The 25157-nt window shown below is 62.0% G+C and carries 21 protein-coding genes and 1 tRNA gene; 21 read left to right on the top strand and 1 reads right to left on the bottom strand.

Translation table 11 applies throughout. The features are described from left to right. Nucleotides 1-60 precede the first annotated feature (60 nt). On the top strand, nucleotides 61-1053 hold the full coding sequence (locus AB5Z20_RS03665; protein ID WP_368156270.1) for a PLP-dependent transferase: 993 nt from the start codon (nucleotides 61-63) through the stop codon (nucleotides 1051-1053). Nucleotides 1054-1186: 133 nt separating this feature from the next. Here AB5Z20_RS03665 and AB5Z20_RS03660 read toward each other — a convergent pair whose 3' ends face one another. Further along, entirely contained in the window at nucleotides 1187-1531 is a 345-nt protein-coding gene (locus tag AB5Z20_RS03660; protein ID WP_349088072.1) for a winged helix-turn-helix domain-containing protein, read from the bottom strand. 193 nt (nucleotides 1532-1724) lie between these two features. Between AB5Z20_RS03660 and AB5Z20_RS03655 the strand changes: the two genes are divergently transcribed. From AB5Z20_RS03655 to rpmF, 20 genes are all read left to right on the top strand, one after another. After that, entirely contained in the window at nucleotides 1725-3236 is a 1512-nt protein-coding gene (locus tag AB5Z20_RS03655; protein WP_055251158.1) for an IMP dehydrogenase, read from the top strand. A 370-nt stretch (nucleotides 3237-3606) separates the two neighbouring features. Further along, the gene (gene leuS / locus AB5Z20_RS03650; RefSeq protein WP_368156269.1) at nucleotides 3607-6183 is read left to right on the top strand and encodes a leucine--tRNA ligase; all 2577 of its coding nucleotides are present in this window, start codon (nucleotides 3607-3609) and stop codon (nucleotides 6181-6183) included. A 256-nt stretch (nucleotides 6184-6439) separates the two neighbouring features. Then, nucleotides 6440-6934 (top strand): ribosome maturation factor RimP, encoded by a 495-nt coding sequence (gene rimP, locus AB5Z20_RS03645; protein ID WP_118267782.1) that lies wholly within the window; start codon nucleotides 6440-6442, stop codon nucleotides 6932-6934. A 1-nt stretch (nucleotide 6935) separates the two neighbouring features. Then, nucleotides 6936-8183: a transcription termination factor NusA gene (gene nusA / locus AB5Z20_RS03640; protein WP_022094169.1), complete on the top strand. Its 1248-nt coding sequence runs from the start codon at nucleotides 6936-6938 to the stop codon at nucleotides 8181-8183. 91 nt (nucleotides 8184-8274) lie between these two features. Next, nucleotides 8275-10989 carry a translation initiation factor IF-2 gene (gene infB, locus AB5Z20_RS03635; RefSeq protein WP_368156268.1) on the top strand — a complete coding sequence of 905 codons (2715 nt, stop codon included), beginning with the start codon at nucleotides 8275-8277 and terminating at the stop codon, nucleotides 10987-10989. An 11-nt stretch (nucleotides 10990-11000) separates the two neighbouring features. Next, on the top strand, nucleotides 11001-11411 hold the full coding sequence (gene rbfA, locus AB5Z20_RS03630; protein ID WP_117647311.1) for a 30S ribosome-binding factor RbfA: 411 nt from the start codon (nucleotides 11001-11003) through the stop codon (nucleotides 11409-11411). Continuing rightward, nucleotides 11404-12447, top strand: coding sequence for a bifunctional oligoribonuclease/PAP phosphatase NrnA (locus AB5Z20_RS03625; RefSeq protein WP_368156267.1), 1044 nt, complete (start codon nucleotides 11404-11406; stop codon nucleotides 12445-12447). Before rbfA ends, AB5Z20_RS03625 begins: the two co-directional genes overlap by 8 nt. A gap of 15 nt (nucleotides 12448-12462) precedes the next feature. Further along, nucleotides 12463-13395 carry a tRNA pseudouridine(55) synthase TruB gene (gene truB, locus AB5Z20_RS03620; RefSeq protein ID WP_368156266.1) on the top strand — a complete coding sequence of 311 codons (933 nt, stop codon included), beginning with the start codon at nucleotides 12463-12465 and terminating at the stop codon, nucleotides 13393-13395. Beyond that, entirely contained in the window at nucleotides 13392-14399 is a 1008-nt protein-coding gene (gene ribF, locus AB5Z20_RS03615) for a riboflavin biosynthesis protein RibF (protein WP_368156265.1), read from the top strand. Before truB ends, ribF begins: the two co-directional genes overlap by 4 nt. Continuing rightward, nucleotides 14392-16521, top strand: a complete 2130-nt coding sequence (gene dnaG, locus AB5Z20_RS03610; RefSeq protein WP_368156264.1) for a DNA primase — start codon at nucleotides 14392-14394, stop codon at nucleotides 16519-16521. The genes ribF and dnaG overlap by 8 nt, the downstream gene beginning before the upstream one ends. Before the next feature lie 110 nt (nucleotides 16522-16631). Beyond that, on the top strand, nucleotides 16632-17972 hold the full coding sequence (gene rpoD / locus AB5Z20_RS03605) for an RNA polymerase sigma factor RpoD (RefSeq protein ID WP_368156262.1): 1341 nt from the start codon (nucleotides 16632-16634) through the stop codon (nucleotides 17970-17972). A 188-nt stretch (nucleotides 17973-18160) separates the two neighbouring features. Next, a tRNA-Asn gene (locus tag AB5Z20_RS03600) sits at nucleotides 18161-18235 on the top strand. A 161-nt stretch (nucleotides 18236-18396) separates the two neighbouring features. Continuing rightward, the gene (locus tag AB5Z20_RS03595) at nucleotides 18397-18786 is read left to right on the top strand and encodes an Asp23/Gls24 family envelope stress response protein (RefSeq protein WP_006234031.1); all 390 of its coding nucleotides are present in this window, start codon (nucleotides 18397-18399) and stop codon (nucleotides 18784-18786) included. 27 nt (nucleotides 18787-18813) lie between these two features. Then, a complete protein-coding gene (locus AB5Z20_RS03590) occupies nucleotides 18814-20475 on the top strand; it encodes a DAK2 domain-containing protein (RefSeq protein WP_368156261.1) in 1662 nt (553 codons plus the stop codon). A 9-nt stretch (nucleotides 20476-20484) separates the two neighbouring features. Then, nucleotides 20485-22662 (top strand): ATP-dependent DNA helicase RecG, encoded by a 2178-nt coding sequence (gene recG, locus AB5Z20_RS03585; RefSeq protein ID WP_368156259.1) that lies wholly within the window; start codon nucleotides 20485-20487, stop codon nucleotides 22660-22662. Further along, nucleotides 22659-23303 carry a 16S rRNA (guanine(966)-N(2))-methyltransferase RsmD gene (gene rsmD / locus AB5Z20_RS03580; RefSeq protein ID WP_368156258.1) on the top strand — a complete coding sequence of 215 codons (645 nt, stop codon included), beginning with the start codon at nucleotides 22659-22661 and terminating at the stop codon, nucleotides 23301-23303. The genes recG and rsmD overlap by 4 nt, the downstream gene beginning before the upstream one ends. Then, nucleotides 23296-23793, top strand: coding sequence for a pantetheine-phosphate adenylyltransferase (coaD, locus tag AB5Z20_RS03575; protein WP_368156257.1), 498 nt, complete (start codon nucleotides 23296-23298; stop codon nucleotides 23791-23793). Before rsmD ends, coaD begins: the two co-directional genes overlap by 8 nt. 68 nt (nucleotides 23794-23861) lie before the next feature. After that, entirely contained in the window at nucleotides 23862-24359 is a 498-nt protein-coding gene (locus AB5Z20_RS03570) for a hypothetical protein (RefSeq protein ID WP_022094019.1), read from the top strand. Continuing rightward, nucleotides 24359-24913 (top strand): DUF177 domain-containing protein, encoded by a 555-nt coding sequence (locus AB5Z20_RS03565; protein ID WP_368156255.1) that lies wholly within the window; start codon nucleotides 24359-24361, stop codon nucleotides 24911-24913. The genes AB5Z20_RS03570 and AB5Z20_RS03565 overlap by 1 nt, the downstream gene beginning before the upstream one ends. A 64-nt stretch (nucleotides 24914-24977) precedes the next feature. Then, nucleotides 24978-25157 (top strand): 50S ribosomal protein L32, encoded by a 180-nt coding sequence (gene rpmF, locus AB5Z20_RS03560; RefSeq protein ID WP_022094017.1) that lies wholly within the window; start codon nucleotides 24978-24980, stop codon nucleotides 25155-25157.

Below are 25157 nucleotides of genomic sequence, written 5' to 3'. Positions count from 1 at the left end.
TGCCCACGATGCGGGGAACACCCGCATCGTGGGTTTTTGCTTATGAAGGGACGGTGCCGCGTGGATGTACAGCAGCTAGAAGAGGCCTGGGCTTTGAGGTCCAGTGCGCGCGAGGCGCGTCTTGTTGCGGCCCCGCATGTGCCGGCAGCGCTGTCGCTGCTGGGAATCGTGCGTCCCGGTGACCGCCTGGTGGCCTTTGCGGATGACTTTACCGAAGCGTTTGCGAGCGGCTTTGATGCCTGCGATGTGGCTATGGTGGATGAGCCGTCGGCCGCAGCGTTTGCCGCCGCGTCCGAGGGCTTTGCCGGCTCGTTTGATGCCGAGGGGCCGCACCTGTGGTGGTTTGTCAACTCCATCGGCGGGTTTGGTCTGCGTGTGCCCGGTCTTCGTGCTCTGGGACGCACGGCTCGCGAGGCACGTGCGCTGCTCGTCGTTGACAACACGGTGGCTTCCATCTTTGGCTGCGATCCTTTGCGTTTGGGTGCCGTACTGTCGCTCGAAGCGCTCGACCGTGTGTGCGCCGGTGAGGCTCCACGCAAGCTCGTAGCCGCCTCCGTGGCGCGCTCGCAGCTCAAGCGCCATCGTGTGGATGCCGCTGCCGAGTGCGCGCATGCGCTGCTCGAGGGGTGCGGATTGGCCGAGCTTGACTTGTCCTCCGATGAGGCCAAGGTTCTAGAGCTCGGGCTCGACACGCTCGACACCCGTATGCAGGCGCACTTCGATCGCGCCCGTGCCCTGGCTGAATACTTGGCCGCGAACGAGATAGTGCGCAACGTGCGCTACCCTGGGCTGAGTTCGCATCCCGACCATGTGGCTGCAACGGGAATTCTCGAGCACGGCTTTGGCCCGGCAGTAGAGTTCGATCTTATCGAACGTAGCGCGGGCGAGCTGATCGATGCTTTGCCTGGGGAGTTTCGCACATCACCCGCCGGCGGCGCAACGACGCGCCTTTCGGCCCCACGCGGCAAGCAGGGGAGCACCATCCGCCTCTTCGCCGGCACCGATGACCCCCTGGTCGTAGCGTCAACCCTAGACAACGCCCTTCGCAACTAGCTATATCATCCTCAACTCCATAAGTTGCGGTGAAATATGGATTGATTTACCGCTTTAACCGCATAAACAGTCCCTATTTCACCGCAACTTATGAGAGGGGGTTGTGTGGCTATAAGGCCCTGTCCCAAATGGGCTACTCTTTGATGCTGGCGATGAGAGCGTCGGCTTTGGTGGCGATGACGTTGTTGATGTCGGCCTGCAGCTCCTCGTAGACCGCTATGGCTCGCTCGCCGGCGGGGGTGAGGGTGGATCCGCGGGCGCCGTCGCGCTCTATGAGCTTGCAGCCCAGCTGGCCTTCGGCTTCGTTTACAATGCGCCAAGCCTTGGAATACGCCATGCCCATGCTCTTGGCGGCGCGGTTCAGCGAGTGCTCGCGGGCAATACCCTGCAGCAGCAAGACGCAGCCGTGACCAAACACGCCCGGCAGATCTTTGTCGCACGCTTGAATGACCAACTTTGCCGTCGTCTTGTACTCCATACGCTCCACGTCTCCCCGCTAAAGTGTTTGCTGGGCAAACGCAAAGTCTGCGTCAAACCCTCGTGTGCACTTCTTAAATCATGCATTGTAGCAGTCAAAGTGCGTTAAGATACTTGCCCAGTATTGGGCGCCCAAGGTAGGGCTGGGTCCTACGAGGCCTGCAGCCGACCGGTCGCATGGAAAAAGGAGAAACATGGCTACGTTCTTTCCCGGTGAGTCCCACACGTTTTCGGAGTATCTGCTGGTCCCTGGTTACTCGTCCTCGCAGTGCATCCCCAACAACGTCTCTCTTAAGACGCCGCTGACCCGCTTTAAGCGCGGTGAGAAGCCGGCAATCACCCTGAACATCCCCATGGTTTCCGCTATCATGCAGTCCGTCTCGGGCGTCGACATGGGTGTCGCGCTCGCTACCGAGGGTGGCCTGTCCTTCATCTATGGTTCCCAGAGCGCCGAGTCCGAGGCCGCCATGGTCAAGGCCGTCAAGGATCACAAGGCCGGCTTCGTTCAGTCCGATTCCACGCTGACCCCCGACATGACCATGGAGCAGGTCATCGAGCTCAAGGAGAAGACCGGTCACTCCACCATGCCGGTTACCGACGACGGCACTCCCAAGGGTAAGCTCCTGGGCATCGTCACCAGCCGTGACTATCGCCCCAGTCGCGATGACCACCAGACGAAGGTCTCCGAGTTCATGACCCCGCGTGAGCAGCTCATCGTGGGCGACAAGAACATCAGCCTCAAGGTTGCCAACGACGTCATCTGGGACAATAAGCTCAACGCCCTGCCCATCGTCGACGACAACGATCACCTGATGGGCATCGTCTTCCGCAAGGACTACGACAGCCACAAGACCAACCCCAACGAGCTGCTCGACGGCGATAAGCGCTACATGGTCGGCGCCGGTATCAACACCCGCGACTATGCCGAGCGCGTGCCGCTGCTCATCGAGGCCGGCGCCGACGTCCTGTGCATCGACTCTTCCGAGGGCTTCAGCGAGTGGCAGAAGCGCACCATCGAGTGGATTCGCGCCAACTACGGCGAGGACGTCAAGGTCGGTGCCGGTAACGTCGTCGACGCCGAGGGTTTCCGCTTCCTGGCCGACTGCGGTGCCGACTTCATCAAGGTCGGTATCGGCGGCGGTTCCATCTGCATCACCCGTGAGACCAAGGGTATCGGCCGCGGCCAGGCCACCGCGCTGATCGACGTCTGCCGTGCTCGCGACGAGTACTACGAGGAGACCGGCGTTTACGTGCCCGTGTGCTCCGACGGCGGTATCGTCTACGACTACCACATGACGCTCGCCCTTGCCATGGGTGCCGACTTTATGATGCTGGGCCGCTACTTCGCCCGCTTTGACGAGAGCCCGACCGAGCGCGTTAACGTGAACGGCCAGTACATGAAGGAGTACTGGGGCGAGGGTTCCGCGCGTGCCCGCAACTGGCAGCGCTACGACCTGGGCGGCGCCGCGAAGCTCAGCTTCGTCGAGGGTGTCGACTCCTATGTTCCCTACGCAGGTTCCCTCAAGGACGGCGTGGGCGGCACGCTCTACAAGGTCAAGTCCACGATGTGCAACTGCGGTGCCCTCTCGATCCCCGAGCTCCAGGAAAAGGCGCGCCTAACGCTGGTCAGCTCCACCTCTATCGTCGAAGGCGGCGCCCACGACGTTGTCGTGAAGGATTCCCAGCAGAGCGTTTCCTACCGCTAGACGGCTTTCCCAAGCACCGCACCTTGCCGTTCAAACCGTCGCTCGCGTACCAAAGTACGCGTCGCTCCTCTTTCACGGCAATCTGCGGCACTTGGAAAACCCGTCCATGCTAGGACGATTAACAAATAGCGGTTGATTCACAACCACGTTATTTAGATAAAGCGAGATGCATGTAAGTCGCAGGCATCTCGCTTGTCGTATTTGCTATCATCAGTCAAGTTAACCTTAGGGTCGGTCGGCTTGGCTTTGTTCGCTACAAGTTCCGCACGCAAAGAAGAGCACTAAATGTGCTCTTCGTCTTGCGCAGGACTGTCCGCAGTAGCGAATAAAGCCAAGCCGACCGACCCCAGCTAAGATTAAAGGAGCTGATATGTGCGATTGCACAGATCATAAGGACGAGATCCCTGTCTACGACGCGCAGGCCATTGAGTCCAAGTGGATGAAGGCCTGGGAGGACTCCAACCTCTTTGCCGTCGACACCGACGACAGTAAGCCCAAGAAGTACGTGCTCGAGATGTTCCCGTATCCGTCGGGCGACCTGCACATGGGCCACGCGCGCAACTATACCATCGGCGATGCCATGGCCCGTCAGGCCCGCATGCGCGGCTACGATGTGCTGCATCCCATCGGCTTCGATGCCTTTGGGCTGCCCGCCGAGAACGCCGCCATCAAGCACAACACGCAGGCTGCCGCCTGGACGTATAAGAACATGGATCAGGCGCTTTCCACGATGAAGCGCATGGGCTTCTCCTACGATCTGGATCGCATGGTCAAGACCTGCAGCCCCGGCTATTACCGCTGGGGCCAGTGGATCTTTGAGAAGATGTGGGAAAAGGGCCTGGTCTACCGCAAGAAGAATCCGGTCAATTGGTGCCCCACCTGTAAGACCGTTCTGGCTAACGAGCAGGTTACCGAGGGCAAGTGCTGGCGCTGCGGCACCGAGCCCGAGAAGCGCGACCTGGAGCAGTGGTACTTCAAGATTACCGAGTACTCCCAGGAGCTGCTCGACGACCTGGAGAAGCTCCCCGGCTGGCCCGAGCGCGTCAAGCAGATGCAGGCTAACTGGATCGGCCGCTCCGAGGGCGCCGAGGTCGACTTTACCCTGTGCGACAAGGATGGCGAGCCTATCGAGGGCGACGAGGGTAAGATTACCGTCTTCACCACACGTGCCGACACGCTCTTTGGCGTCTCCTTCTTTGTCCTGGCTCCCGAGTATGAGCGCCTGCACGAGCTCGTCGAGGGCACGGAGTACGAGGAGGCCGTCACCAAGATCGTCGAGGACTCCAAGCATATCTCTGCCGTCGAGCGTGCCCAGGGCACCCTCGAGAAGCACGGTGCCTTTACCGGCCGCTATGTGGTGAACCCCGTCAACGGCGAGAAGGTCCCCGTGTGGGTTGCCGATTATGTCGTTGCCGACTACGGCACCGGCGCCGTCATGGCCGTTCCCTGCGGCGACCAGCGTGACTTTGAGTTCGCCCGCAAGTACGATCTGCCTATTGTGCCGATCATCCTGGACGATGACGACCGCGCTGCCGTCGAGGCCAGCGGCGAGACCATCGATACCTTCCATGCCGAGAACGTTGACTGGGATTGCGCCCACGCTGCCGAGGGCACGCTCGTCCAGTCCGGCAAGTACACTGGCATGCGCGGCGGTAAGCACTCCGAGGGCGAGGCTGCCATCGTGGCCGACCTCGAGGCCATGGGCTGCGGTCGTCGCAAGGTCGAGTTCCGTCTACGCGACTGGCTCATCAGCCGTCAGCGTTATTGGGGCAACCCCATCCCGGCCATCCACTGCGAGCACTGCGGTATCGTGCCCGTGCCCGAGGACCAGCTGCCGGTGACGCTGCCCGAGAACCTGGACCTGGGTGCCGGCGAGACCCTCGCCGAGTGCAAGGAGTTCTACGAGACCACCTGCCCGGTCTGCGGCCGCCCGGCCAAGCGCGAGACCGATACCATGGACACCTTCACCTGCTCCAGCTGGTATTACCTGCGCTATACCGACCCGCACAACACCGAGCTGCCCTTCTCCCGCGAGGCCGCCGACCGTTGGATGCCCGTCGATAACTACATCGGCGGCATCGAGCATGCCATTCTGCACCTGCTCTACAGTCGCTTCTTTACCAAGGCGCTGCGCGACCTGGGCCTGCTGAGCGTGGACGAGCCCTTTACCAACTTGCTGTGCCAGGGCATGGTCAAGGACGAGAACGGCGACACCATGTCCAAGTCCAAGGGAAACGTCGTGCCCCCGAGCTCGGTCATCGAGCCCTACGGCGCCGACACCATGCGTCTGGCGATCCTGTTTATCGCCCCGCCCGAGAAGGACTTCGACTGGGATCCCAAGGCCGTCGAGGGCGCTAATCGCTTCATTAAACGCGCCTGGCGTATCGTGTGGCAGCTCGTCCAGTCGGGTGACGCCAACGTGGCCTTTGACAAGTCCGTGCTCGACGAGACCGCGATGAAGCTCTACCGCGAGCGTCACCGCACCATTGCCAAGTGCACCGAGGACTTTGACCGCGGCCAGTTCAACACCGCGATCTCGGCCGTCATGGAACTCGTCAACGCCGCGAGCGCCTACCTCAACGCCACCGAGGGTGCTGACCGCGACAAGGCCCTGTGCTACGGCGTGGCTAAGGATATCGTGAGCGTCCTTGCCCCCATCTGCCCGTTCTGGGCCGACGAGCTGTGGCACGAGGCGCTCGGCTGTGAGGGCAACGCCTACACCGCCGCCTGGCCCGAGTTCGACATCGCCGAGTCTATCGAGGACACGGTGCAGATCGTCGTCCAGGTGCTCGGCAAGGTCCGTGGCCGCATCGACGTCGCCCGCGACGCCTCCAACGAGGAGATGCAGGCTGCCGCTGAGGAAGCCGTTGCCAAGTGGCTTGAGGGCAAGACGGTCGTCAAGGCCATCTGCGTGCCTGGCAAGCTGGTTAACCTGGTTGTCAAGTAAGCGCTGCGCGTATAGCTGACATGAAAAGGCGAGGGACGATTCCGCAGGAGTCGCCCCTCTTTTTGGTTATGGATACTTGCGACAACACCCAATTATCCATTTCTTGTGGAGAACCTGTGCTCACGCTGACCTGCGGGTTTGTGTTGTGGTTGCACGTTTGTGCAGGTATTGGTATAGTTTGCTTGCAAATGAAGTTGTAATTGAAAGAAGTGGGGTTTCGGCCCCGCTTCTTTTTTGTATGGATGGAGGTGCCGCAATGGTCAAGACCAAGACCGAGCAGGCGATCATCGACGCGCTCGAGGCCGTTGCTCCCCAGCACGATGTCGACATCGTCGACGTTGAGCTCGTGGGTGCCACCAAGGCCCCCTGTGTGCGTGTGCGTATCGAGGGTGCCGAGGGTCAGAGCCTGTCGCTCAATGACGTCACGGCCAACACCAAATGGGTCGGCGATGTGATTGAGGAGCTCGACCCCATCTCTTCGAGCTATACGCTCGAGGTGTCGAGCCCGGGTATGGCGCGCCCGCTGCGCCGCCCGAGTGACTTTGCCCGCTTTGTGGGCGAGAACTGTGAGCTCACCTCCACCGCCACCGAGGGCCGTCGCAAGTACGCCGGCAAGATTGCCGCCGCCACCGAGACGAACGTAACCCTCGAGCTCGAGGACGGCGAGTCCGTTACCCTCGATTTCTCTGATGTTAAAAAGTGCAAGTTGAAGCCCACCTATGACTTTAAGCCCGCGAAGGAAGGAAAGTAAGATGGCAGCATCCGACATGATGTCCGCCCTGATGGAGCTTTGCCAGGAGAAGCACATCGACCAGCTCTACCTGATCGACCGCCTGGAGCAGTCGCTCGCCAAGAGCTATGCCGAGATCCTGCATCTTGAGTGGGGCGCCAAGGTGACCATCGACCGCACCACCGGCAAGATCTACGTCTACCGCCTGGAGCCGATCGACGATTCCATGGACGAGGAGGGCAACTTCACCGAGTTCGAGGAGATCGACGTCACTCCCAAGAACACGAGCCGCATTGCCGCCCAGCACGCCAAGGCCGAGATCAACGCCATCGTGCGCAACTCCGCCCGCGAGCAGATCTACGAGGAGTTCTCCGGCCGCATCGGTGACCTCATCAGCGGTACCGTGCTGCAGTCCACTCCCGACTTCACGATCGTCAAGATTCGCGAGGGCGTCGAGGCCGAGCTGCCGCACTTCGACCAGCGTCGTTACGAGAACGAGCGCAACGAGCGTCCGATGGGCGAGCGCTACCTGCACAACCAGCACATCAAGGCCGTGATCATCGACGTTCGCGACCCCAACTCCAACCTGCAGCCGGTTCGCGGCGAGCACAGCCGTCCGCCGATTGTCATCTCCCGTACCCACCCCGAGCTCATGCGTCGTCTGTTTGAGCAGGAGGTGCCCGAGATCTATGAGGGCACCGTCCAGATCAAGTCGATCGCCCGCGAGCCCGGTCAGCGCTCTAAGGTCGCCGTCCACTCGCTCGACGATCGCCTGGATCCCGTGGGCGCCTGCGTCGGCCCTAAGGGCAGCCGTGTTCGCGCCGTCGTGGGCGAGCTCCGTGGCGAGCGCGTCGACGTCATCCTGTGGGATGCCGATCCGGCAGTCTACGTCGCAAACGCCCTGTCGCCCGCAAAGGTCACGCGCGTCCTCATCGACGAGGAGAAGGCCTACGCCGGCGTTATCGTGCCCGACGACCAGCTGTCCCTCGCCATCGGCAAGGAGGGCCAGAACGCCCGCCTCGCCGCGCGTCTGACCGGCTGGCACATCGACATTAAGTCCGAGACCCTTGCCGCCGACATCCTCAAGAATGTTCCCGTTCACGAGGAGCCCGCCGCCGACCTGATCGGTGACGAGGAGGACGAGGACGTCCGTCGCTGCGAGTTCGTGTCCGAGGACGGCATCCAGTGCCGCAACCAGGCCCGTCCCGGCTCCCGTTTCTGCGGTGTCCACGACACCGACGCCTTCGATGATGCGGAGGACCTGATCTAGCGCGCGGTCGCGCCGGGCGGGTCCCAGCGCATACCCCACGCTCGTTCAGTCTCTAGGCACCCAAGGTGCCAGAAAGGGTAGGTGAAGTCATATGGCAAAAGTCCGTGTGTCCACCCTGGCCAAAGAGTTCGGCATGACCTCCAAGGAACTGATGGGTCATCTCGCCGAAATGAAGATTCCCGCTAAGTCCGCTTCCTCCGCTCTGGAGGACGCATACGTCGCCATGGTCCGCAAGCAGCTCGCCTCGGTGATTGAGGCCCGCGCCCAGGAAGTCGCGGCCGCCAAGCTGGCCGAGGAGCAGGCCGCTGCCGCCGAGGAGGCAGCACGCGCTGCCGAGGCAGAGCGCGAGCGCATCGCCGCCGAGAAGGCACGCGAGGAGGAGCGCCGCCAGTTCGCCGCTGCCCAGGCTGCCGAGGAGGCCGCCCGCGCCGAGGCCGAGGCTAAGAAGAAGGCCGAGCAGGAGCGCCTTGCCCGCGAGAAGGAGGAGGCTGCCCGCGAGGCCCAGCGCCGCGCCGTTCCCGCTTCCGATTCCGGTTCGCGTTTCCGTTCGCTGCTCGACCAGATCGCCGCACAGGAGACCGTCCTCAAGGAGAAGAAGGACGCCGAGGAGAAGGCCAAGGCCGAGCGCGCTGCCGAGCGCGGCAACCGTCGTGGCGGCAACAACGACCGTCGCGGTGGCCGTCGTAACGATCGCAACGCTTCCGACAACAACTCCGAGCGCAATGCCTCCGAGAACCGTCCCCACAGCCATCGCACCAATGCCAGCAACAACGTCGCTGCCGGCATGGACTTCCCCAACCCCGACAAGCAGGGCAAGGGCAAGAAGCGCAAGGGCGGTCACAACAACGAAGAGGACCACTACAGCCGCATGGCTCGCGAGGCCGAGGAGTACAGCCGCGAGAAGGTGCTCGAGGAGGCTCGTGCCGCCGTCGAGGAGGCCTCTCGCGAGTCCACTGGTCGCCGCAAAAAGCGCAAGGAGAAGCGCGAGCGCGAGGCCGCAAAGGCTCAGGAGGAGCGCAAGATAGAGGAGGCGCTGGCCCAGGGCGTGAACCCCGAGGACCTCGACGCCATCAAGGTCTCCCAGGGCGTTACCGTCCAGGAGCTCGCCGAGGCGCTCGACGTTCCGGCCAACGACATCATCAAGCGCCTGTTCCTGCTGGGCACGCCGCTTACCATGACGCAGTCCATGTCCGACGACCTCGTCGAGCTCGTTGCCGACGACCTGGGCCGTCAGATCAAGATCATCACCCCCGAGGAGGAGAACACCTTCTCGTTCTACGACGATCCCGCCGACCTTAAGCCGCGTGCCCCGGTCGTCACCGTCATGGGCCACGTCGACCACGGCAAGACTTCGCTGCTCGACGCCATCCGTCACACCGGCGTCGCTGCCGGCGAGGCGGGCGGCATTACGCAGGCCATCGGCGCTTCGCAGGTCATGATCAACGACCGCAAGATCACCTTCATCGATACCCCCGGTCACGCCACCTTTACGGCCATGCGTGCCCGCGGCGCCAAGGTGACCGATATCGTCATCCTGATCGTGGCTGCCGACGACGGCGTCATGCCCCAGACCATCGAGTCGATCAACCACGCCAAGGCCGCCGGCGTACCCATCGTCGTCGCCGTCAACAAGATCGATAAGCCGGGTGCCAACCCCGACCGCGTGCGCCAGGAGCTCACCGAGTACGGCATCATCCCCGAGGAGTGGGGCGGACAGAACATGTTCGTCAACATCTCGGCCAAGCAGAAGATCGGTATCGACGACCTGCTCGAGACCGTGCTGCTCCAGGCCGACGTGCTCGAGCTCAAGGCCAACCCCGATACGTTCGCATCGGGTAACGTCCTCGAGGCTAAGCTCGACAAGGGCCGCGGCTCGGTTGCCACCGTTCTCGTGACCCGCGGCACCCTGCGCGTGGGCGACACGCTGGTCGCCGGCCTCACCTATGGCCGCGTCCGTGCCATGCTCGACCCCAAGGGCAACGCCGTCACCGAGGCCGGTCCTTCCGACGCCGTCGAGATCCTGGGCCTGCAGTCCGTCCCCAACGCCGGCGATGAGTTCCGCGTGTTCGAGGACGAGCGCGAGGCGCGTGCGCTGGCCGACGAGCGTTCGCTCAAGGCCCGTATCGAGGAGCAGAGCCGCGTGAAGCACGTGACGCTCGAGAATCTCTTCGAGACCATCGCCGACGCCGAGGTCAAGGAGCTCAACCTGATCATCAAGGCCGACGTCCAGGGCTCCATCGAGGCCCTTCAGGACTCTCTCGACAAGATGGATCAGTCCGAGGTGCGCATCAACACGATCCACTCCGCCGTTGGTGCCATCAACGAGACCGACGTCGTCCTGGCCGACGCCTCCAACGCCATCATCATCGGCTTTGGCGTCCGTCCCGACGGCAAGGCCCGCTCCGCTGCCGAGCGCGAGGGCGTCGAGATCCGTTGCTACGACGTCATCTACAAGTGCCTCGAGGACCTCGACGCTGCCCGTATCGGCATGCTCAAGCCCACCGAGGTTGAGGTCTCCACGGGCACTGCGACCGTCCTGGACACCTTCAAGGTGCCCAAAGTCGGCATCGCCGCCGGTGTCCGCGTCGAAGAGGGCGAGATCGCCGCGACCGATTCCGTACGCCTGGTGCGCGACGGCATCGTGGTCTTCAACGGTAAAATCGCCTCGATGCGCCACTACAAGGACGAGGCCAAGAGCCTCAAGAGCGGCTCCGAGGGCGGTATTGGCCTGGAGAACTTCCAGGACATCAAGCCTGGCGACACCATTGAGGGCTACCGCATCGACCAGGTTGCCCGTACCGAGTAGGGGGTAGCGCTATGAAGCAAACGCAGGCAACCCGCCGTCTGGGCGAGCAGCTTCGCGAGAAGCTCGGTTATATCCTGCTCTTTGAGGTTTCCGATCCGCGTCTCGACCTGGTCACCCTGACCGCGGTCGAGGTCGCGGTGGACCGCTCGTTCGCGCGCGTGTACGTGTCGTGCGACGCGAGCCGCTACGACGAGGTCATGGAGGCGCTTGCCAGCGCCAAGGGCCGCATCCGTAGCCTGTTGGCCCGCTCGCTCGATTGGCGCGTCACGCCCGAGCTCGATTTTCGCATCGATCGCTCGACCGATGAGGCCGAGCGCATCACGCGCGCGCTGGAAAACGTTCCCGCCACGCTTGCGATCGAAAAGGACGAGGACGGCTATCCAATTGCGGATGCCGCCCAGGAGGCAGCTTTAGATGAGTAATTCCGCCGACCTCGCATCGTGCGAGTCTGCAGATATTCAGCGACGCATCCTCGAGCTTATCGAGGGTGCGTCCTCCATTGCGATTTCGGGACATACGTCTCCCGATGGTGACGCCCTGGGCTCCGTGCTGGGTCTGGGCCTCTCGCTTATGAAGTTTTTCCCCAACAAGGACATTGCCCTGCTGCTGGCAGACGATGACCCGGTTCCGCGTATTTACCGCTTTATGGAGGGCGCCGACCGTCTGGTGCCGGCATCTGCGTATACCGGCAATCCGGACCTGTTCATCTCGGTGGACGTGCCGGTCGTCGAGCGTCTGAACAACTCAGCCAAGGTGCTCCGCCGCTCGTCGCATGTGGTGTGTTTCGATCACCATCCGGCGCGCGAGGAATTTGCCGAGCTGAGCCTGAGGTGCGTCGGCGCCGCGGCCTGCGCCATGATCATCGACCGCTTTTTGGACAATTGCGGCATTGTGGCTCGCGATGGTGTCGCGACCTGCCTGCTGTGCGGCCTGGTGACCGATACCGGTCGTTTTCAGTACCAAAACGCCGATGCCGCTGCGTTCCATGCCGCCTCGCGCCTGGTCGCGCACGGTGCCGATCCGGCGCGCGTCGCGCTCGAGGTCTACCAGAGCATGCGCGTAGAGTTCTTGCATCTCAAGTCCATCGTTATGGGTCGTATCAAGACCGTGGCGCACGGTCGCGTGGCATATAGCTATGCGTACCAGAGCGACCTCGAGGCTTGCGGCGTCACTTCGGATGAGTGCGACGGCCTGGTCGATGTGGTGCGTTCGGTGATGGGCGTGGAGGTCTGCCTGTTCCTGAAGGGCATTGAGGGCGATACCAAGGTACGCGGTAACCTGCGCTCCAAGGGTGACCTCGATGTGTCCGAGATCGCTGCCAACTTTGGCGGTGGCGGGCATCATGCCGCCGCCGGTTTTTCCAACAACGGAACGATTCGCGAGACGCTCGCCGTGGCACTTCCCATGCTGGCCGAGCTGGTAGGGGAGGATCCCGCTTCGGTGACCGTCGAGCTCTAACATTTTGGATGGTACATGGCTCGTCGTACGCCTTCTCAATTGAATATGCTGCTCGCCGTCGATAAGCCGGTGGGCTGTACATCCCACGACGTGGTATCGCAGTGCCGACGCGCCCTCCATGAGCGACGCGTCGGCCATGCCGGTACGCTCGACCCCATGGCCTCGGGTGTCATGGTGGTGGGCGTGGGCCAGGCGACCCGTCTGCTGGGCATGCTAACCCTCGATACCAAAAGTTATGTCGCCGACATTTCGTTTGGCGTCGAGACCAACACCGATGACGCGGAGGGCGAGGCCGTTCGCACGGTGCCCGTTGCCCCCGAGCTGCACGATCTCGCTTACGTCCGTGTGCAGCTTGCCGCTATGCTTGGTCCGCAGTTGCAGGTGCCGCCAGCTTTTTCGGCCATCTCGGTCAATGGTGTTCGCGCCTATAAGAGTGCTCGCGAGGGTAATGCGGTAGACTTGCCTCCGCGCCCCGTCGAGATCTATGCCGCCGACCTGATCGCCGTGAGCGGCGAGGGCGATACGTGCGTCTGGACCGTGGCGTTTTCGGTAAGCAAAGGCACCTACATTCGCGCGCTCGCTCGCGATCTGGGTCGTGCCTGCGATAGCGCTGCACATATTTCCGCGCTGCGCCGTACGGCCTCCGGCGTGGTTTCCATTGGCGCCTGTCATGCGGTAGAGGAGCTCTCTGCCGAGACCGCTGCCGGTTTCGCTCTGGATCCCATCGCCGCCCTAGGTGCCACGCGTGTCGATTTGCCGGGTAATCTTGCAGACGACCTGCTTTGTGGCCGCCGCATTCCCGTCGAGCGTGCGCTTGTGGACTTCGATGCGTCGAAGGCGCCGTTTGCGCTGGTGCTCGATGGTGGATTGAAGGCGCTTGCTCGTATCGAGGGCGGCCGCTTTGTGATGGAGCACGTCTTTCCGCAGGCGATCGGCGGTGTTCGATGATGCTGGCGCCCCACGAGCTCGCGCGTATTTTTTTCGCGGGTGAGTTGGATGAGGCCCGTATCGTTTCTGCCGATGCTTTTGATGGGTGCGAGTTCTTGGGTGCCGCTTCAATCGCCATTGGCGTGTTCGATGGCGTACATCGTGGGCACCAAGAGCTGATCGATGCGGTTATTCGCGATGCGCATGACCACGGCAGCAAAGCGGTCGTGGTCACCTTCGATCCTGATCCGGATGTCGTGGTAAGTCCATCGCCCGCTCAAAAATTGATGACGACGGCCGACCGCCTGCATGCCCTGGCTCAAACCGGGGTCGATGCGGTGGTGGCCGTTCCCTTTACGCCCGCCGTGGCGGCACTCGACCATGTCGGGTTTCTGGCGCTGTTGTCGCGCGTTGTCGATATTCGCTCCATTCGTGTAGGCAGCGACTTTAGGCTCGGCCGCGGCGGCGCTTCGGGCGTTGCCGAGATGCGTGTCTGGGGCACCGGGCGTGGGGTTGACGTTTACGGTCACGACCTGCTCTGCGTTAACGGGCAGTCCATCTGCGCCACGCGTATCCGCCATGAGCTGGGTCAGGGTCATGTGGAGCTGGCCGCAGAGCTTCTCGGCCGTCCCTATATGCTGCGCGGCGTTGTGGCGGCTGGCCGTCACGAGGGCTCCGACATGGGCTTTCCCACGGCAAACATCCAGGTGCCCGACGGCATCCAAGTGCCTGCCGATGGCGTCTATGAGGGTCTGGTGCTGGTCGACGATACCGTATGGCCTGCTGCCGTTAACGTCGGCCTGCCGCCGACCTATGCCGATGATGCCGCCTCGGCGCATCTCGAGGCCAACTTGATCGGCTATGCGGGCGACCTGTATGGCGCTTCCGTGTCGCTGGCGTTTACGCGCTGGCTGCGTCCGTCTCGCGTGTTCGATTCCCTGGACGAGCTTATCGCGACCGTCGAGGGTAATATCGACGATATCCGTCATAACTTGGGTGAGCAGGGGGTGAGTATCCGTGATTAGCGATGAGGAAAAAGATCAGGTACGCGCGGCGTCAGACTTGGTTGCCATCGTGCAGGAAACGGTTGAGCTCAAGCCCCGCGGCCATGAGTTTTGGGGCTGCTGCCCGTTTCATGGCGAAAAGACCCCATCGTTTCACATTATCCCTGCTACGCAGGTGTGGCACTGCTTTGGCTGCGGCGAGGGCGGCGACGTCTTTACCTATATCATGAAGCGCGAGAACCTGAGTTTTCCCGATTCGATCCGCTATTTGGCTGATCGTGCGGGCATTGAACTGCACGATACCGGCGCGCAGCGCGATCGCGGCACCAAGCGCGCTCGCATCTATGACCTGTGCGCCGAGACGGCTCAGTTCTACCACACCATGCTTATGCGCGGTAAGGACAGCCGTCCACGCGAGTACTTTGCCAGCCGCGGTATGGGTGGCGATGTCTGCCGACGCTACTGCCTGGGTTTTGCGCCTGGTCGCAACGCGCTGGTTTCGCACCTGTCTCAGGCGGGCTTTACCCCGCAGGAGATGATCGACGCCAACGTGGCCGTAAGCCGTGGGCGCGGACAGCTCGCGGACCGCTTTTACGACCGTGTGATGTTTCCCATCTTTGATGAACAGGGTCACAATATCGCCTTTGGCGGGCGCATCATGGGCGATGGACAGCCCAAGTACCTCAACACCGCCGAGACGAGCGTGTTTCATAAAAAACGAAACCTCTATGGCTTTAACTGGGCCAAGGAGTTTATCGTCGCGCAGGATACCGCCATCGTGGTGGAGGGCTATACCGACTGCATCGCCTGCTGGGAGGCGGGGATCAAAAACGTCGTCGCCACGCTGGGCACTGCGCTGACGGAACATCACGTAAAGACGCTTACCCGCTTTGCCAAGCGCATTGTCTATATGTTTGACGGCGACGCCGCCGGTCAAAAGGCTGCTCGCCGCGCGATTCAGTTTATCGAGCAGGATTCGATGGACCTGCGCTGCGTGGTGCTGCCCGACGGTAACGACCCCATGGAGTTCATCACGGCGCATGGCGGTCAGGAGCTTCAGGCGCGCATTGACGCGGCCGAGCCCCTCATGGACTTTGTCTACCGTTCGCTGCAGGAGTCGAGCGACATTACCACACCGGGCGGTCGTGCCAAGGCGCTCGAGGATGCGCTGACGCTCATCTATCCGCTGCGTGACAGCTATATGATCGACACGTACTTTATCCAGATTGCCGACCTGTTGGGTTTGGACCTGGAGACCGTGCGCGCGAGTTCGGGCCGCGTGTTTCGCGATGTCGCCAAGCGTGAGGATGCCGAGCGCCGGCGTGAGCAGAACTACGAGCGTCAACGCGCGCAAGCTGAGCGCGCGGGCGGTTCGCAGGGACGAAGCTCGGGCGGCGGTGCGGCTGGTGCGCGCAGTGCCGGTCGCGGTGCCTGGGCCGCGGGTGCGACGCCGCCGGTGTCCGCACCGGTCGAGGAGGACCCGTACGACTACGTTCCGCTTGATGCCTATGGGGCCGCACCGGTGGAGGTCGTCGAGGACCTGCCGCCAATCGATGTGCCGGCGGGAATGGAAAGCGCTGCGCCCGTTGCCGATAGTCCAAGCGCGGCGTCAGCTCCGTCGATGCCGATTGTTTTGACCGATCTGGAGCGGAAATCCCTGGCGGGGGAGCGCGAGCTGCTGACGATGCTCACGAGCTACCCCGATTTGTTCCGCACGTATGCCGATCGCATTTGTTCTATTGAGTGGGTCGACCCGCGTCACGAGTCCATTGCGTGGGCCGTGCTGGCAACGCCGCCGGGAACCGATCCTGCGGCATGCATGGATGCGGCACGCGCGGTGTGTCCCGAGGCGGCATCGCTTGTCAGCGCCGGGCGCATCTCGGCAACGAGTAAGCACCCGACCGAGACGAACATCGTCTTTATGCTCGATACGCTCGAGCTCTACACCATCAAACGTCGCATGCGAGCCGCGCAGGCCAAGTTGCGTCAGGACCGTTCACTCGACGATGAGGCCCGTCGCGTGCTGACTGTGCAGGCGGTGCAAGATTCACAGCGCCAGCGCGAGCTCCAAAAGTCGATCGGTGGCGTGGCCGACCCGTTCCGTTTGATCGGTTTGGAGACCGCGGGTGCCGATCAGGCCTAGATGTTGTGGTCAACCAGCGTATTCTCGCCTATATCCTGTCTTTATTTTGGGTATAGACGTCTATGTGTGTGTTAAAGTAATGAGTCCTGTGGACTACGAAGGGAGAATCTGTGCCAAAAAAGACTGAGAGCACGGGTACTGGGCTGGAATCCTACGTTGCAAAGCTCATGGGCAACGGCTCAAACAGGACTTCGGTAACCGAGGACGAGATTCAGGTCGCCCTGAAGGATATCGATGTCTCTGATGAGCAGCTCAACGCGGTGTATTCCGCGCTGCGCAACAGCGGCATCCAGATTATCTCCGCGAGCGGAAACGACGACGCCCCGATGGACGTCGACGATGACGATAACGATACCGATGATTTCGACGATGACGAGCACGATTCCGGCTCGCTTGACGATCACGAGCTTAAGATGGCCCGCCAGGCCGATGCCGAGATGGGCTCTTCCAAGAGCAAGAAGAAGCGCACCGTGCGCACGTCTCGTTCGCGTTCGCGCGTGCGCGGCATCGATGCCTCCACGGTGATGCTGACCGGCGATCCGGTTCGTATGTACCTCAAGGAGATCGGTAAGGTCGACCTGCTGACCGCATCTGAAGAGGTCGATCTGGCCATGAAGATCGAGGCCGGTCTCGAGGCTACCGAGAAGCTCGAGGCTGCCGATGCGGGCGAGATTGAACTCACGCGCGCCGAGATGCGTCGTCTTACGCGTATCGAGAACGTTGGTCTTGAGGCCAAGCAGGCGCTCATCAGCGCAAACCTGCGTCTGGTCGTCTCCATCGCCAAGCGCTATGTTGGCCGTGGCATGCTGTTCCTGGATCTGATCCAGGAGGGCAACCTCGGTCTGATCCGCGCCGTCGAGAAGTTCGACTACCAGAAGGGCTTTAAGTTCTCCACGTACGCCACGTGGTGGATCCGTCAGGCCATTACGCGCGCTATTGCCGACCAGGCCCGCACCATCCGTATTCCCGTGCACATGGTCGAGACCATCAACAAGCTCGTCCGCGTGCAGCGCCAGCTCCTCCAGGACCTGGGTCGCGACCCGACTCCCGAGGAGATCGGTGCCGAGATGGACATGAGCGCCGACCGCGTCCGCGAGATCCAGAAGATTTCGCAGGAGCCCGTGTCGCTCGAGACCCCGATTGGCGAGGAAGAGGATTCCCAGCTGGGCGACTTCATCGAGGACTCCCAGGCTATCGTCCCGCCCGATGCCGCCAGCTTCTCCATGCTGCAGGAGCAGCTCACTCAGGTGCTCGATTCGCTTGCCGATCGCGAGCGCAAGGTTATCGAGCTGCGCTTTGGCCTTGTCGACGGACATCCCCGCACGCTCGAGGAAGTCGGTCGCGAGTTTGGCGTCACGCGCGAGCGTATCCGCCAGATCGAGTCCAAGACCCTGGCCAAGCTCCGCCATCCCAGCCGCAGCAGCAAGCTTAAGGACTACATCGAAAGCTAGTCAAGCAAGAAGCGCCCTCAGGTACATCCGCTCGGGGGCGCTTTCATGTAGTCATTGGGGACGTTCTTGAATGACTAGTCGTTTAAGAACGTCCCCAATGACTAGGTCGGAAAAATTCTCAAAAAAGTTCTTGCCCTTCGTCCAATCGTCCGTATAATAAATTTCGTTGCTTGAGAGCACGCACCTATTCCTCGGTAGCTCAATGGTAGAGCACGCGGCTGTTAACCGCGCTGTTGTAGGTTCGAGTCCTACCCGGGGAGCCAGGTTGTAAAACCCGTCGCTTATGCGGCGGGTTTTTTCATGCCGCGATCGCCTGTGGCGAACGTTACCGTATCAACATTTCGTGTCGAGGATGTAATCGCGAACCCCGCCACCTCAACATGGCGCGCTCGTTGTAGAATGTTGGAATGATTGCTCCCACGACATGGTGCCGCGAGCACCAGAAAAGGAGATTCTTGTGTCTGAGACCATTAACGGCAGCCTGAGCGTCTCGAACGACGTTATTGCCGATATTGCCGGTTATGCCGCAATGACCTGCTACGGCGTCGTCGGTATGGCTGAGCAGCTCCAGGGCGCCGAGAGCGTGCGCCTGCTTGCCGGCCAGCGCCTCCGCAAGGGCGTGCTTGTTTCCGCCGACGAGAACGGCCTTACGGTCGACCTTCACGTCGTGCTCGAGAACGGCGTCAACATGAAGTCCGTCTGCCACAATCTTTCGAGCTCCGTCGCCTTCACCCTGCAGGAGATCGCTCAAATCGATCCCGCCAGCCTTAAGATCGGCATTCACATCGACGCGCTCAAGAGCCGTCTGAACTAGCATCCGAATACGGAGATTTCACCACTCATGATTGCAAAGACCATTCGCACCTGTTTTCCGATCGCTGCGGCTGCCGTTTCCGAAAAGGCCGAGGAGATCAACAAGCTCAACGTCTTCCCCGTACCCGACGGTGACACCGGCACCAACATGTCGCTCACGCTCGCCTCGGTGACCAAGGAGCTTTCTGCCCTTCCCGCCGATGCCGACATGGAGGCCATTGCTGGCGCCATCACCCACGGCTCCCTGATGGGCGCCCGCGGCAACTCCGGTGTCATCACCTCGCAGATTCTGCGCGGTGTGGCCGAGGGCCTTGTCTCTGCCGATGAGCCCATTACGTCCGCCAATATCGCCTTCGCCTTCCGCCGTGCCGTCAAGGTTGCCTTCCAGGCTGTTCGTAAGCCCATCGAAGGCACGATTCTCACGGTCCTGCGTGATGTTTCGACCAAGGCAGACGAGTGCGAGAAGAAGAAGTTCTCTGCCGAGGATGCGCTTGACGCCATCGTCGTCGAGGCCTACCAGTCCGTCGCCCGCACACCCGACCTGCTGCCCGTCCTCAAGGAGAACGGCGTGGTCGACTCCGGCGCCTTTGGCTTTGCCATCTTCTTGGAGAACTTTGTTGCCGCTGCTCTTGGCCGCAGCACCGTGGTCGAGGATTTCTCCGCTACGTTCGATTCCGCCGGCTCTGCTCGCGATGCCGCTCTTGGCCGTGTTGAGATCGAGGCTAACGACGACTGGGAGGGCTCGGAGTTCCGCTACTGCAACGAGTTCCTCTTTAAGGCCGACGCTCCTTTTGACGAGGACGAGTGCCTGAAGTTCCTGGGTTCTATGGGCGACTGTGAGCTGCTCGTGGGCGCCTACCCCGACTACAAGATCCACGTGCACTCCAACACCCCCAACCTGGTGCTCGAGCACATGCTGCAGCTCGGTCAGATCTATGAGGTCTTTATCCACAACATGGAGATGGAGGCCCACGACCGTACCGCTAAGATCCACGAGGACCAGGAGAAGTCCGCCGAGCCTGCGAAGGCGCTGGGTTTTGTCGCCGTTGCCGCCGGTTCCGGCGAGGCCGACATCCTCAAGTCCCTCGGCGTCGATGTGATCGTGTCGGGTGGCCAGACCATGAACCCCTCGACCGCCGACTTGCTGGGCGCCGTCGACCAGGTCAACGCGACCTCGGTCATCATCCTGCCCAACAACGGCAACATCCGCATGGCTGCCGAGGCTGCCGCTTCTGCCTGCACCGACAAGAAGGTCGCCGTCGTTCCCACCAAGACCGTCCCGCAGGCGTTCTCCGCGCTGTTCGCGGTCCTGCCCGATTCCGAACTCGAGGATGCTGTTGCCGCCATGGTCGACGCCATCAGCGAGGTCCGCGATGGCGAGGTCACCCGTGCCGTGCGCGACTCCAGCGCCTCCGACGGCTCGCCGATTCACTCCGGTGACGTCATGGGCATCATCGCCGGCTCCATCGACGTGGTCGGCTCTGACGTGAAGCAGGTCACGCTCGACTGCATCAACCGTATGCAGGAGGAAGAGGAGGGCGACGCGCTGACGATTCTGGCCGGCGAGGAGCTGTCCGATGAGGCCTTCCAGGAGATCGTCGATGCCATCGAGGAAGCTCAGCCCGATCTGGAGATCGACGCCCATCGTGGCGAGCAGCCGCTCTATCCCGTGATCTTCTCGATCGAGTAGGCTCTGCCTATGTCCGAGCTGTGCTCCGTGCCGCGCGTCTCGGAGCGTTTTGCCCAGAGCAATGCGCTCGACGAGGATATCGCGCGACTCAAATATGTTTCGGGTAAACGTGAGGAGGCCCTTCGCCGTCTGGGAATTCGGACGGTGGGGGACCTCCTTCTCCATATTCCCCATCGCTACCTGGACTTCACTTGCTCGTGGTCCATCGAGATGGCGCCCATCGGTACCGTGTGCACCATTATCGCCACGGTCGATCGTATTGTCCAAAAGCAGCCCCGTCCGCGTATGCAGGTGACTGAGGTCTCGCTCGTGGACGAGACGGGCGTGCTGCAGGTTGCCTTTTTCCGTCAGCCCTGGATTGCCCAGCAGTTCAAGCAGGGCGACCGCCTGGCCGTGATGGGCAAGGTCGAGTTTGCCTACGGTTTTAAGCAGATGGCCTCGCCCCACTTTGAAAAGCTCGAGGACGGGCGCGCCGCCGGCACCATCCTACCGGTCCATTACGTGAGCGATGGCGTGAGTCAGGCATGGATGCGCCGTATCGTGAGCGGTGCGCTCGAAGTGGTCGCCAATCCGTTCGATCCCATTCCCGCGCCGCTGCGCGCAAAGCGGAAGCTCATGAGCAATGCCCGTGCGCTGCGCTCGATCCACTTTCCCTCGAGCATGGCCGAGCGCGACATCGCACGCCGGCGTCTTGCCTACGAGGAGTGTCTCTGCCTGCAGCTCGCGCTGCGTCTGCGCAACGATGGCGGTATGGTCGACGTAGTGCCTTATGCGCATGACGCGGGCGAGCATTTGGCTGCGCTCAAACAGGCCCTGCCGTTTTCGCTGAGCGATGAGCAGGAGGCTGCATTTCAAGACATCCTGCATGACATGTGCGATGGCGGTCGTGTGATGAACCGTCTGCTGCTGGGTGACGTCGGTACCGGTAAGACCGCCGTTGCCGCCTGCGCGTTGGCGGTTGCGGCCGATAGCGGCACCCAGGCGTGCGTCATGGCGCCCACGGGCGTGCTGGCGCGTCAATATGCCGATAAGACCGGCCCCTTGCTCTCGCAGGCTGGCATGACCTGGGCGCTCCTGACGGGCGCCACGCCGGCGGCCGAGCGTGAACAGATTCATGCTCGGCTCCAGTCTGGCGAGCTCGACGTGCTCTTTGGTACCCATGCGGTGCTTTCGGAGAACGTCACGTTCAAGCATTTGTCGCTTGTGGTGATCGACGAGCAGCACCGCTTTGGCGTGGGCCAGCGTAACGCTCTACGCGCAAAAGGCCCGGGTGCCGACTTGCTGGTCATGACCGCCACACCGATTCCGCGCACGCTGGCGCTCTCGGTCTACGGTGACCTGGATACGAGCATCATCCGCCATCGTCCCGTTCCGGGTGCCGGCGTGACGACGCGCGTCCTCACCGAGTCGAGTCGTGACCTGGCCTATGGCGCCATTCGCGAGGCACACGAAAAGGGGCAGCAAGCCTACGTGATCTGTCCGCTCGTGGAGCCGAGCGATTCGGCCGATGAGCTCGAAGACGTACCCGGCATCGTTCGCGACGACGAGGGCCGCGTGACCGTGCCCGTGCCGCTGCATGACACGGCGACCGAGCTCGATCGCCTTCGTCTGGCATTACCGGGGTTTACCATCGAGCGTCTCCATGGCCGCATGCCGGCGGGGGAGAAGGACCGGGTCATCGATGCCTTCAAGCGTGGCGAGATCGATGTGCTCGTCTCGACCACGGTGGTCGAGGTGGGCGTTGACGTGCCCAACGCCACCGTCATGGTTATCGAGAATGGCGAGCGCTTTGGCTTGGCGGCCTTGCACCAGCTGCGCGGGCGCGTAGGCCGCGGCAGCGTGTCGGGTACGTGCCTGGTCATGACGCACTCCAAGGGCAACGGCGGCGCGTCGGCGGCACAAGACCGCCTCCAGTCGCTCGAGAAGACCTCGGACGGCTTTACGCTCGCCCAGATGGACCTGCGTCTGCGCCACGAGGGTGAAATCCTGGGTTACCGCCAGCATGGCGGCGTGACCTTGCGCTTTGTTGACCTCGATGCCGACGAGGAATTGATCGAGTGGGCACATTTGGACGCGGTCGAGCTCTTGCGGTATGCTTGCAACCTTGACTCCGTGGCGACGCGCCCTCTGCGCGATGCGGTCGCCACGCGGTATCGACACATCTTTAAGGAGGTCAGCGGAGGATGAGAATCATCGGAGGCGAATGGCGCGGTCGTAAGATCGAGGAGCCCCGTGGTCGAGATGTCACCCGCCCCACGACCGATCGCGTTCGCGAGGCGTGCGCATCTATGGTCATGTCGGCATTCGACTTCGATCTGGACGAGGTCCGCGTGCTGGATGCCTTTGGCGGCTCCGGCGCCTTGGGCATCGAGATGCTCTCGCGTGGTGCCCGCTCGCTCACCACGTTCGAGATCGATCGCAACGCTGCTCGTCTGATTACCAAGAATATCGAGTCGCTGTGCCGTGACCGTGCGCGTTGGCGCGTGGTGACGGGTGACGTGCTGGCAAGCGCTTCGCGCGGCCGCGTGCCAGGCGGTCCCTTTGACCTGGTTCTGCTCGACCCGCCCTATGCTTTTGGCGCCGAGCCGGTCGAGGAGCTGCTGCAAAACCTAGCTCAGCAAGGCTTGCTGGCGCAGGGCGCCTACGCACTCTTTGAGCACGCCGCGGCCGATACGGGCGCTCACCCGACCGGTTTTGAGACCGTGCGCGAGAAGCGCTACGGCATAACTTCGGTTGACTTGCTGCGCTGGTCGGCCACGAACGAGGCTGGCAATGCCGGCGACAGCGACCATGACGATGATTCGCTTTTGGAGGACGCCCATGAATGACACCATCAACCGCGTGATTGTCCCGGGCACCTTCGATCCCATAACGTTTGGCCATATCGACGTCATCCGCCGCGCCCGCCGCATCTTTCCCAGCGTGATCGTTGCCGTTGCCGAGTCGCAGGGAAAAAACGGCGTCGGCACCACGTTTAGGCTCGACGAGCGCGTGGCGCTGGCCCGTGAGGCGCTCGGCGATATTGACGGCGTCGAGGTGCTGCCCTTCACCGGCCTCTTGGTCGATTTTGCCCGCGAACAGGGAGCAGGAGCCGTGGTCAAGGGCCTGCGTGCCATGACCGACTTTGAGTACGAGCTGCAGCAGGCCGACCTCAACTACCGCCTGGATAACGAGTTGGAGTCCATCTTTGTCATGAGTGCGCCGCAGTACGGCTATATCTCGAGCTCGGTGGTTCGCCAGATTGCCTCGCTCGGTAGCGACGTCTCTAATTTTGTTCCGTCTAATGTGGTCAAGGCGCTCAAACATCGCTTTTCGTGACGTTTTTTAATGCCTGGTGGCATGTGGTAAACTAACACGATGATATGTTACCTATGAAAGGAGACCGGATGCCGGGCGAGAATTTTCCTGGCGACAGGATCGTGAGTCTTGTCGACGAGCTCGAGGGGCTCATCGAAGAGGCTAAGACGCCGTTCGGCAAGAACGCCCAGATGAAGGTTATCGACGCCGACGTCTTCTTTAACATCCTCGACGAGATCCGCATGAGCTATCCCGAGGAATGGCAGAAGTCCCGCCGTATCCTCAAGGAGCGCGAGGAGCTTATGGCTTCCGCCGCCGCTCAGGCCGATTCCATCATCGCCGATGCTCAGCAGCAGGCCCTCACCATTGCCGGTGAGCAAGAGATCGTCCGCTTAGCGCAGCAGCAGGCCGACGATATCCGCGACCGTGCCCAGCAGTATGAGCGCGAGACGCGCTATGCCGCCGAGGACTACGCCGAGCAGGTCTTTACGCACCTCGAGGAGAACCTCAAGAGCCTGACCGGCACCGTCACCCGTTGCCGTCAGCAGCTCAACGAGGGTGCCGCCCAGCAGAATGGTCAGTGGTAATGGCTGAGTTCCCGAGCGTTACCGTCGATCTTTCCGAACAGCTCGAGTTTCCCGGAGACTCGTATCCGCTGACCGGCAAGGTCGATGTCGCCGCCTATACGGTGGGCGAGAAGGAGTACCAGCTGCAGGACGGCATTGACTACGACGTGGTCTTTACCAATGCCGGCACCGGCGTTCTGCTCTCGGGCATGGTCCGCGCCCACGCCACCGGCGAGTGCGACCGCTGCTTGGAGCCCGCTTCGTTTGATATCGCCGGTGAGATTGAGGAATTCTATCTCTTTAACGAGCCCGAGGACCCCGAGGCCTACGAAGACGGCTACGAGCTGCTGGGCGAGGATCGCATCGTCGATCTGGGCGAGCCCATCAACGACGCGGTCGTCATGGACACGCCGTTCGTTGTCCTGTGCAAGCCCGATTGTCGCGGCCTGTGCCCCACCTGCGGCATCAATCTCAACGTCGAGCAATGCGATTGCGCCGCTCAAGCAGAGGCCGAATGGGCCGCTGCCACGGAAAATCCATTTGCAGCATTGAAGAATCTCAAGCTTGACGAGTAAAACTGTGGTAGTATCGCTACTTGCGCGTAATCGCCACACTGGATAGTTCATAAGGAAGGTCACTATGCCCGTACCTAAACAAAAGCAGGGTCGTATCCGCACTCACACCCGCCGTTCCGCCAACATGAAGATCTCGGCTGCGGCTCAGTCCACGTGCCCCCGTTGCGGCGCTGTCAAGCTCCCGCACCACGTGTGCCCCAGCTGCGGTTTCTACAAGGACCGCGAGGTTATCGTTACCGAGTAA

Source organism: Collinsella aerofaciens (genome assembly GCF_040910245.1).
Taxonomy (GTDB): Bacteria; Actinomycetota; Coriobacteriia; order Coriobacteriales; family Coriobacteriaceae; genus Collinsella.
Note: the sequence above shows the minus strand (reverse complement) of the source record. Positions and strands in the feature narration are given on the sequence as shown.

Coding starts and splice junctions, on each gene's coding strand:
- recG (WP_368156259.1), top strand. CDS start 20,485: ATGTCCGAGCTGTGCTCCGTGCCGCGCGTCTCGGAGCGTTTTGCCCAG.
- AB5Z20_RS03595 (WP_006234031.1), top strand. CDS start 18,397: ATGGTGCCGCGAGCACCAGAAAAGGAGATTCTTGTGTCTGAGACCATT.
- AB5Z20_RS03565 (WP_368156255.1), top strand. CDS start 24,359: ATGGCTGAGTTCCCGAGCGTTACCGTCGATCTTTCCGAACAGCTCGAG.
- rbfA (WP_117647311.1), top strand. CDS start 11,001: ATGAAGCAAACGCAGGCAACCCGCCGTCTGGGCGAGCAGCTTCGCGAG.
- ribF (WP_368156265.1), top strand. CDS start 13,392: ATGATGCTGGCGCCCCACGAGCTCGCGCGTATTTTTTTCGCGGGTGAG.
- infB (WP_368156268.1), top strand. CDS start 8,275: ATGGCAAAAGTCCGTGTGTCCACCCTGGCCAAAGAGTTCGGCATGACC.
- AB5Z20_RS03655 (WP_055251158.1), top strand. CDS start 1,725: ATGGCTACGTTCTTTCCCGGTGAGTCCCACACGTTTTCGGAGTATCTG.
- AB5Z20_RS03570 (WP_022094019.1), top strand. CDS start 23,862: ATGCCGGGCGAGAATTTTCCTGGCGACAGGATCGTGAGTCTTGTCGAC.
- AB5Z20_RS03660 (WP_349088072.1), bottom strand. CDS start 1,531: ATGGAGTACAAGACGACGGCAAAGTTGGTCATTCAAGCGTGCGACAAA.
- AB5Z20_RS03590 (WP_368156261.1), top strand. CDS start 18,814: ATGATTGCAAAGACCATTCGCACCTGTTTTCCGATCGCTGCGGCTGCC.
- truB (WP_368156266.1), top strand. CDS start 12,463: ATGGCTCGTCGTACGCCTTCTCAATTGAATATGCTGCTCGCCGTCGAT.
- rimP (WP_118267782.1), top strand. CDS start 6,440: ATGGTCAAGACCAAGACCGAGCAGGCGATCATCGACGCGCTCGAGGCC.
- rsmD (WP_368156258.1), top strand. CDS start 22,659: ATGAGAATCATCGGAGGCGAATGGCGCGGTCGTAAGATCGAGGAGCCC.
- rpmF (WP_022094017.1), top strand. CDS start 24,978: ATGCCCGTACCTAAACAAAAGCAGGGTCGTATCCGCACTCACACCCGC.
- coaD (WP_368156257.1), top strand. CDS start 23,296: ATGAATGACACCATCAACCGCGTGATTGTCCCGGGCACCTTCGATCCC.
- leuS (WP_368156269.1), top strand. CDS start 3,607: ATGTGCGATTGCACAGATCATAAGGACGAGATCCCTGTCTACGACGCG.
- AB5Z20_RS03625 (WP_368156267.1), top strand. CDS start 11,404: ATGAGTAATTCCGCCGACCTCGCATCGTGCGAGTCTGCAGATATTCAG.
- nusA (WP_022094169.1), top strand. CDS start 6,936: ATGGCAGCATCCGACATGATGTCCGCCCTGATGGAGCTTTGCCAGGAG.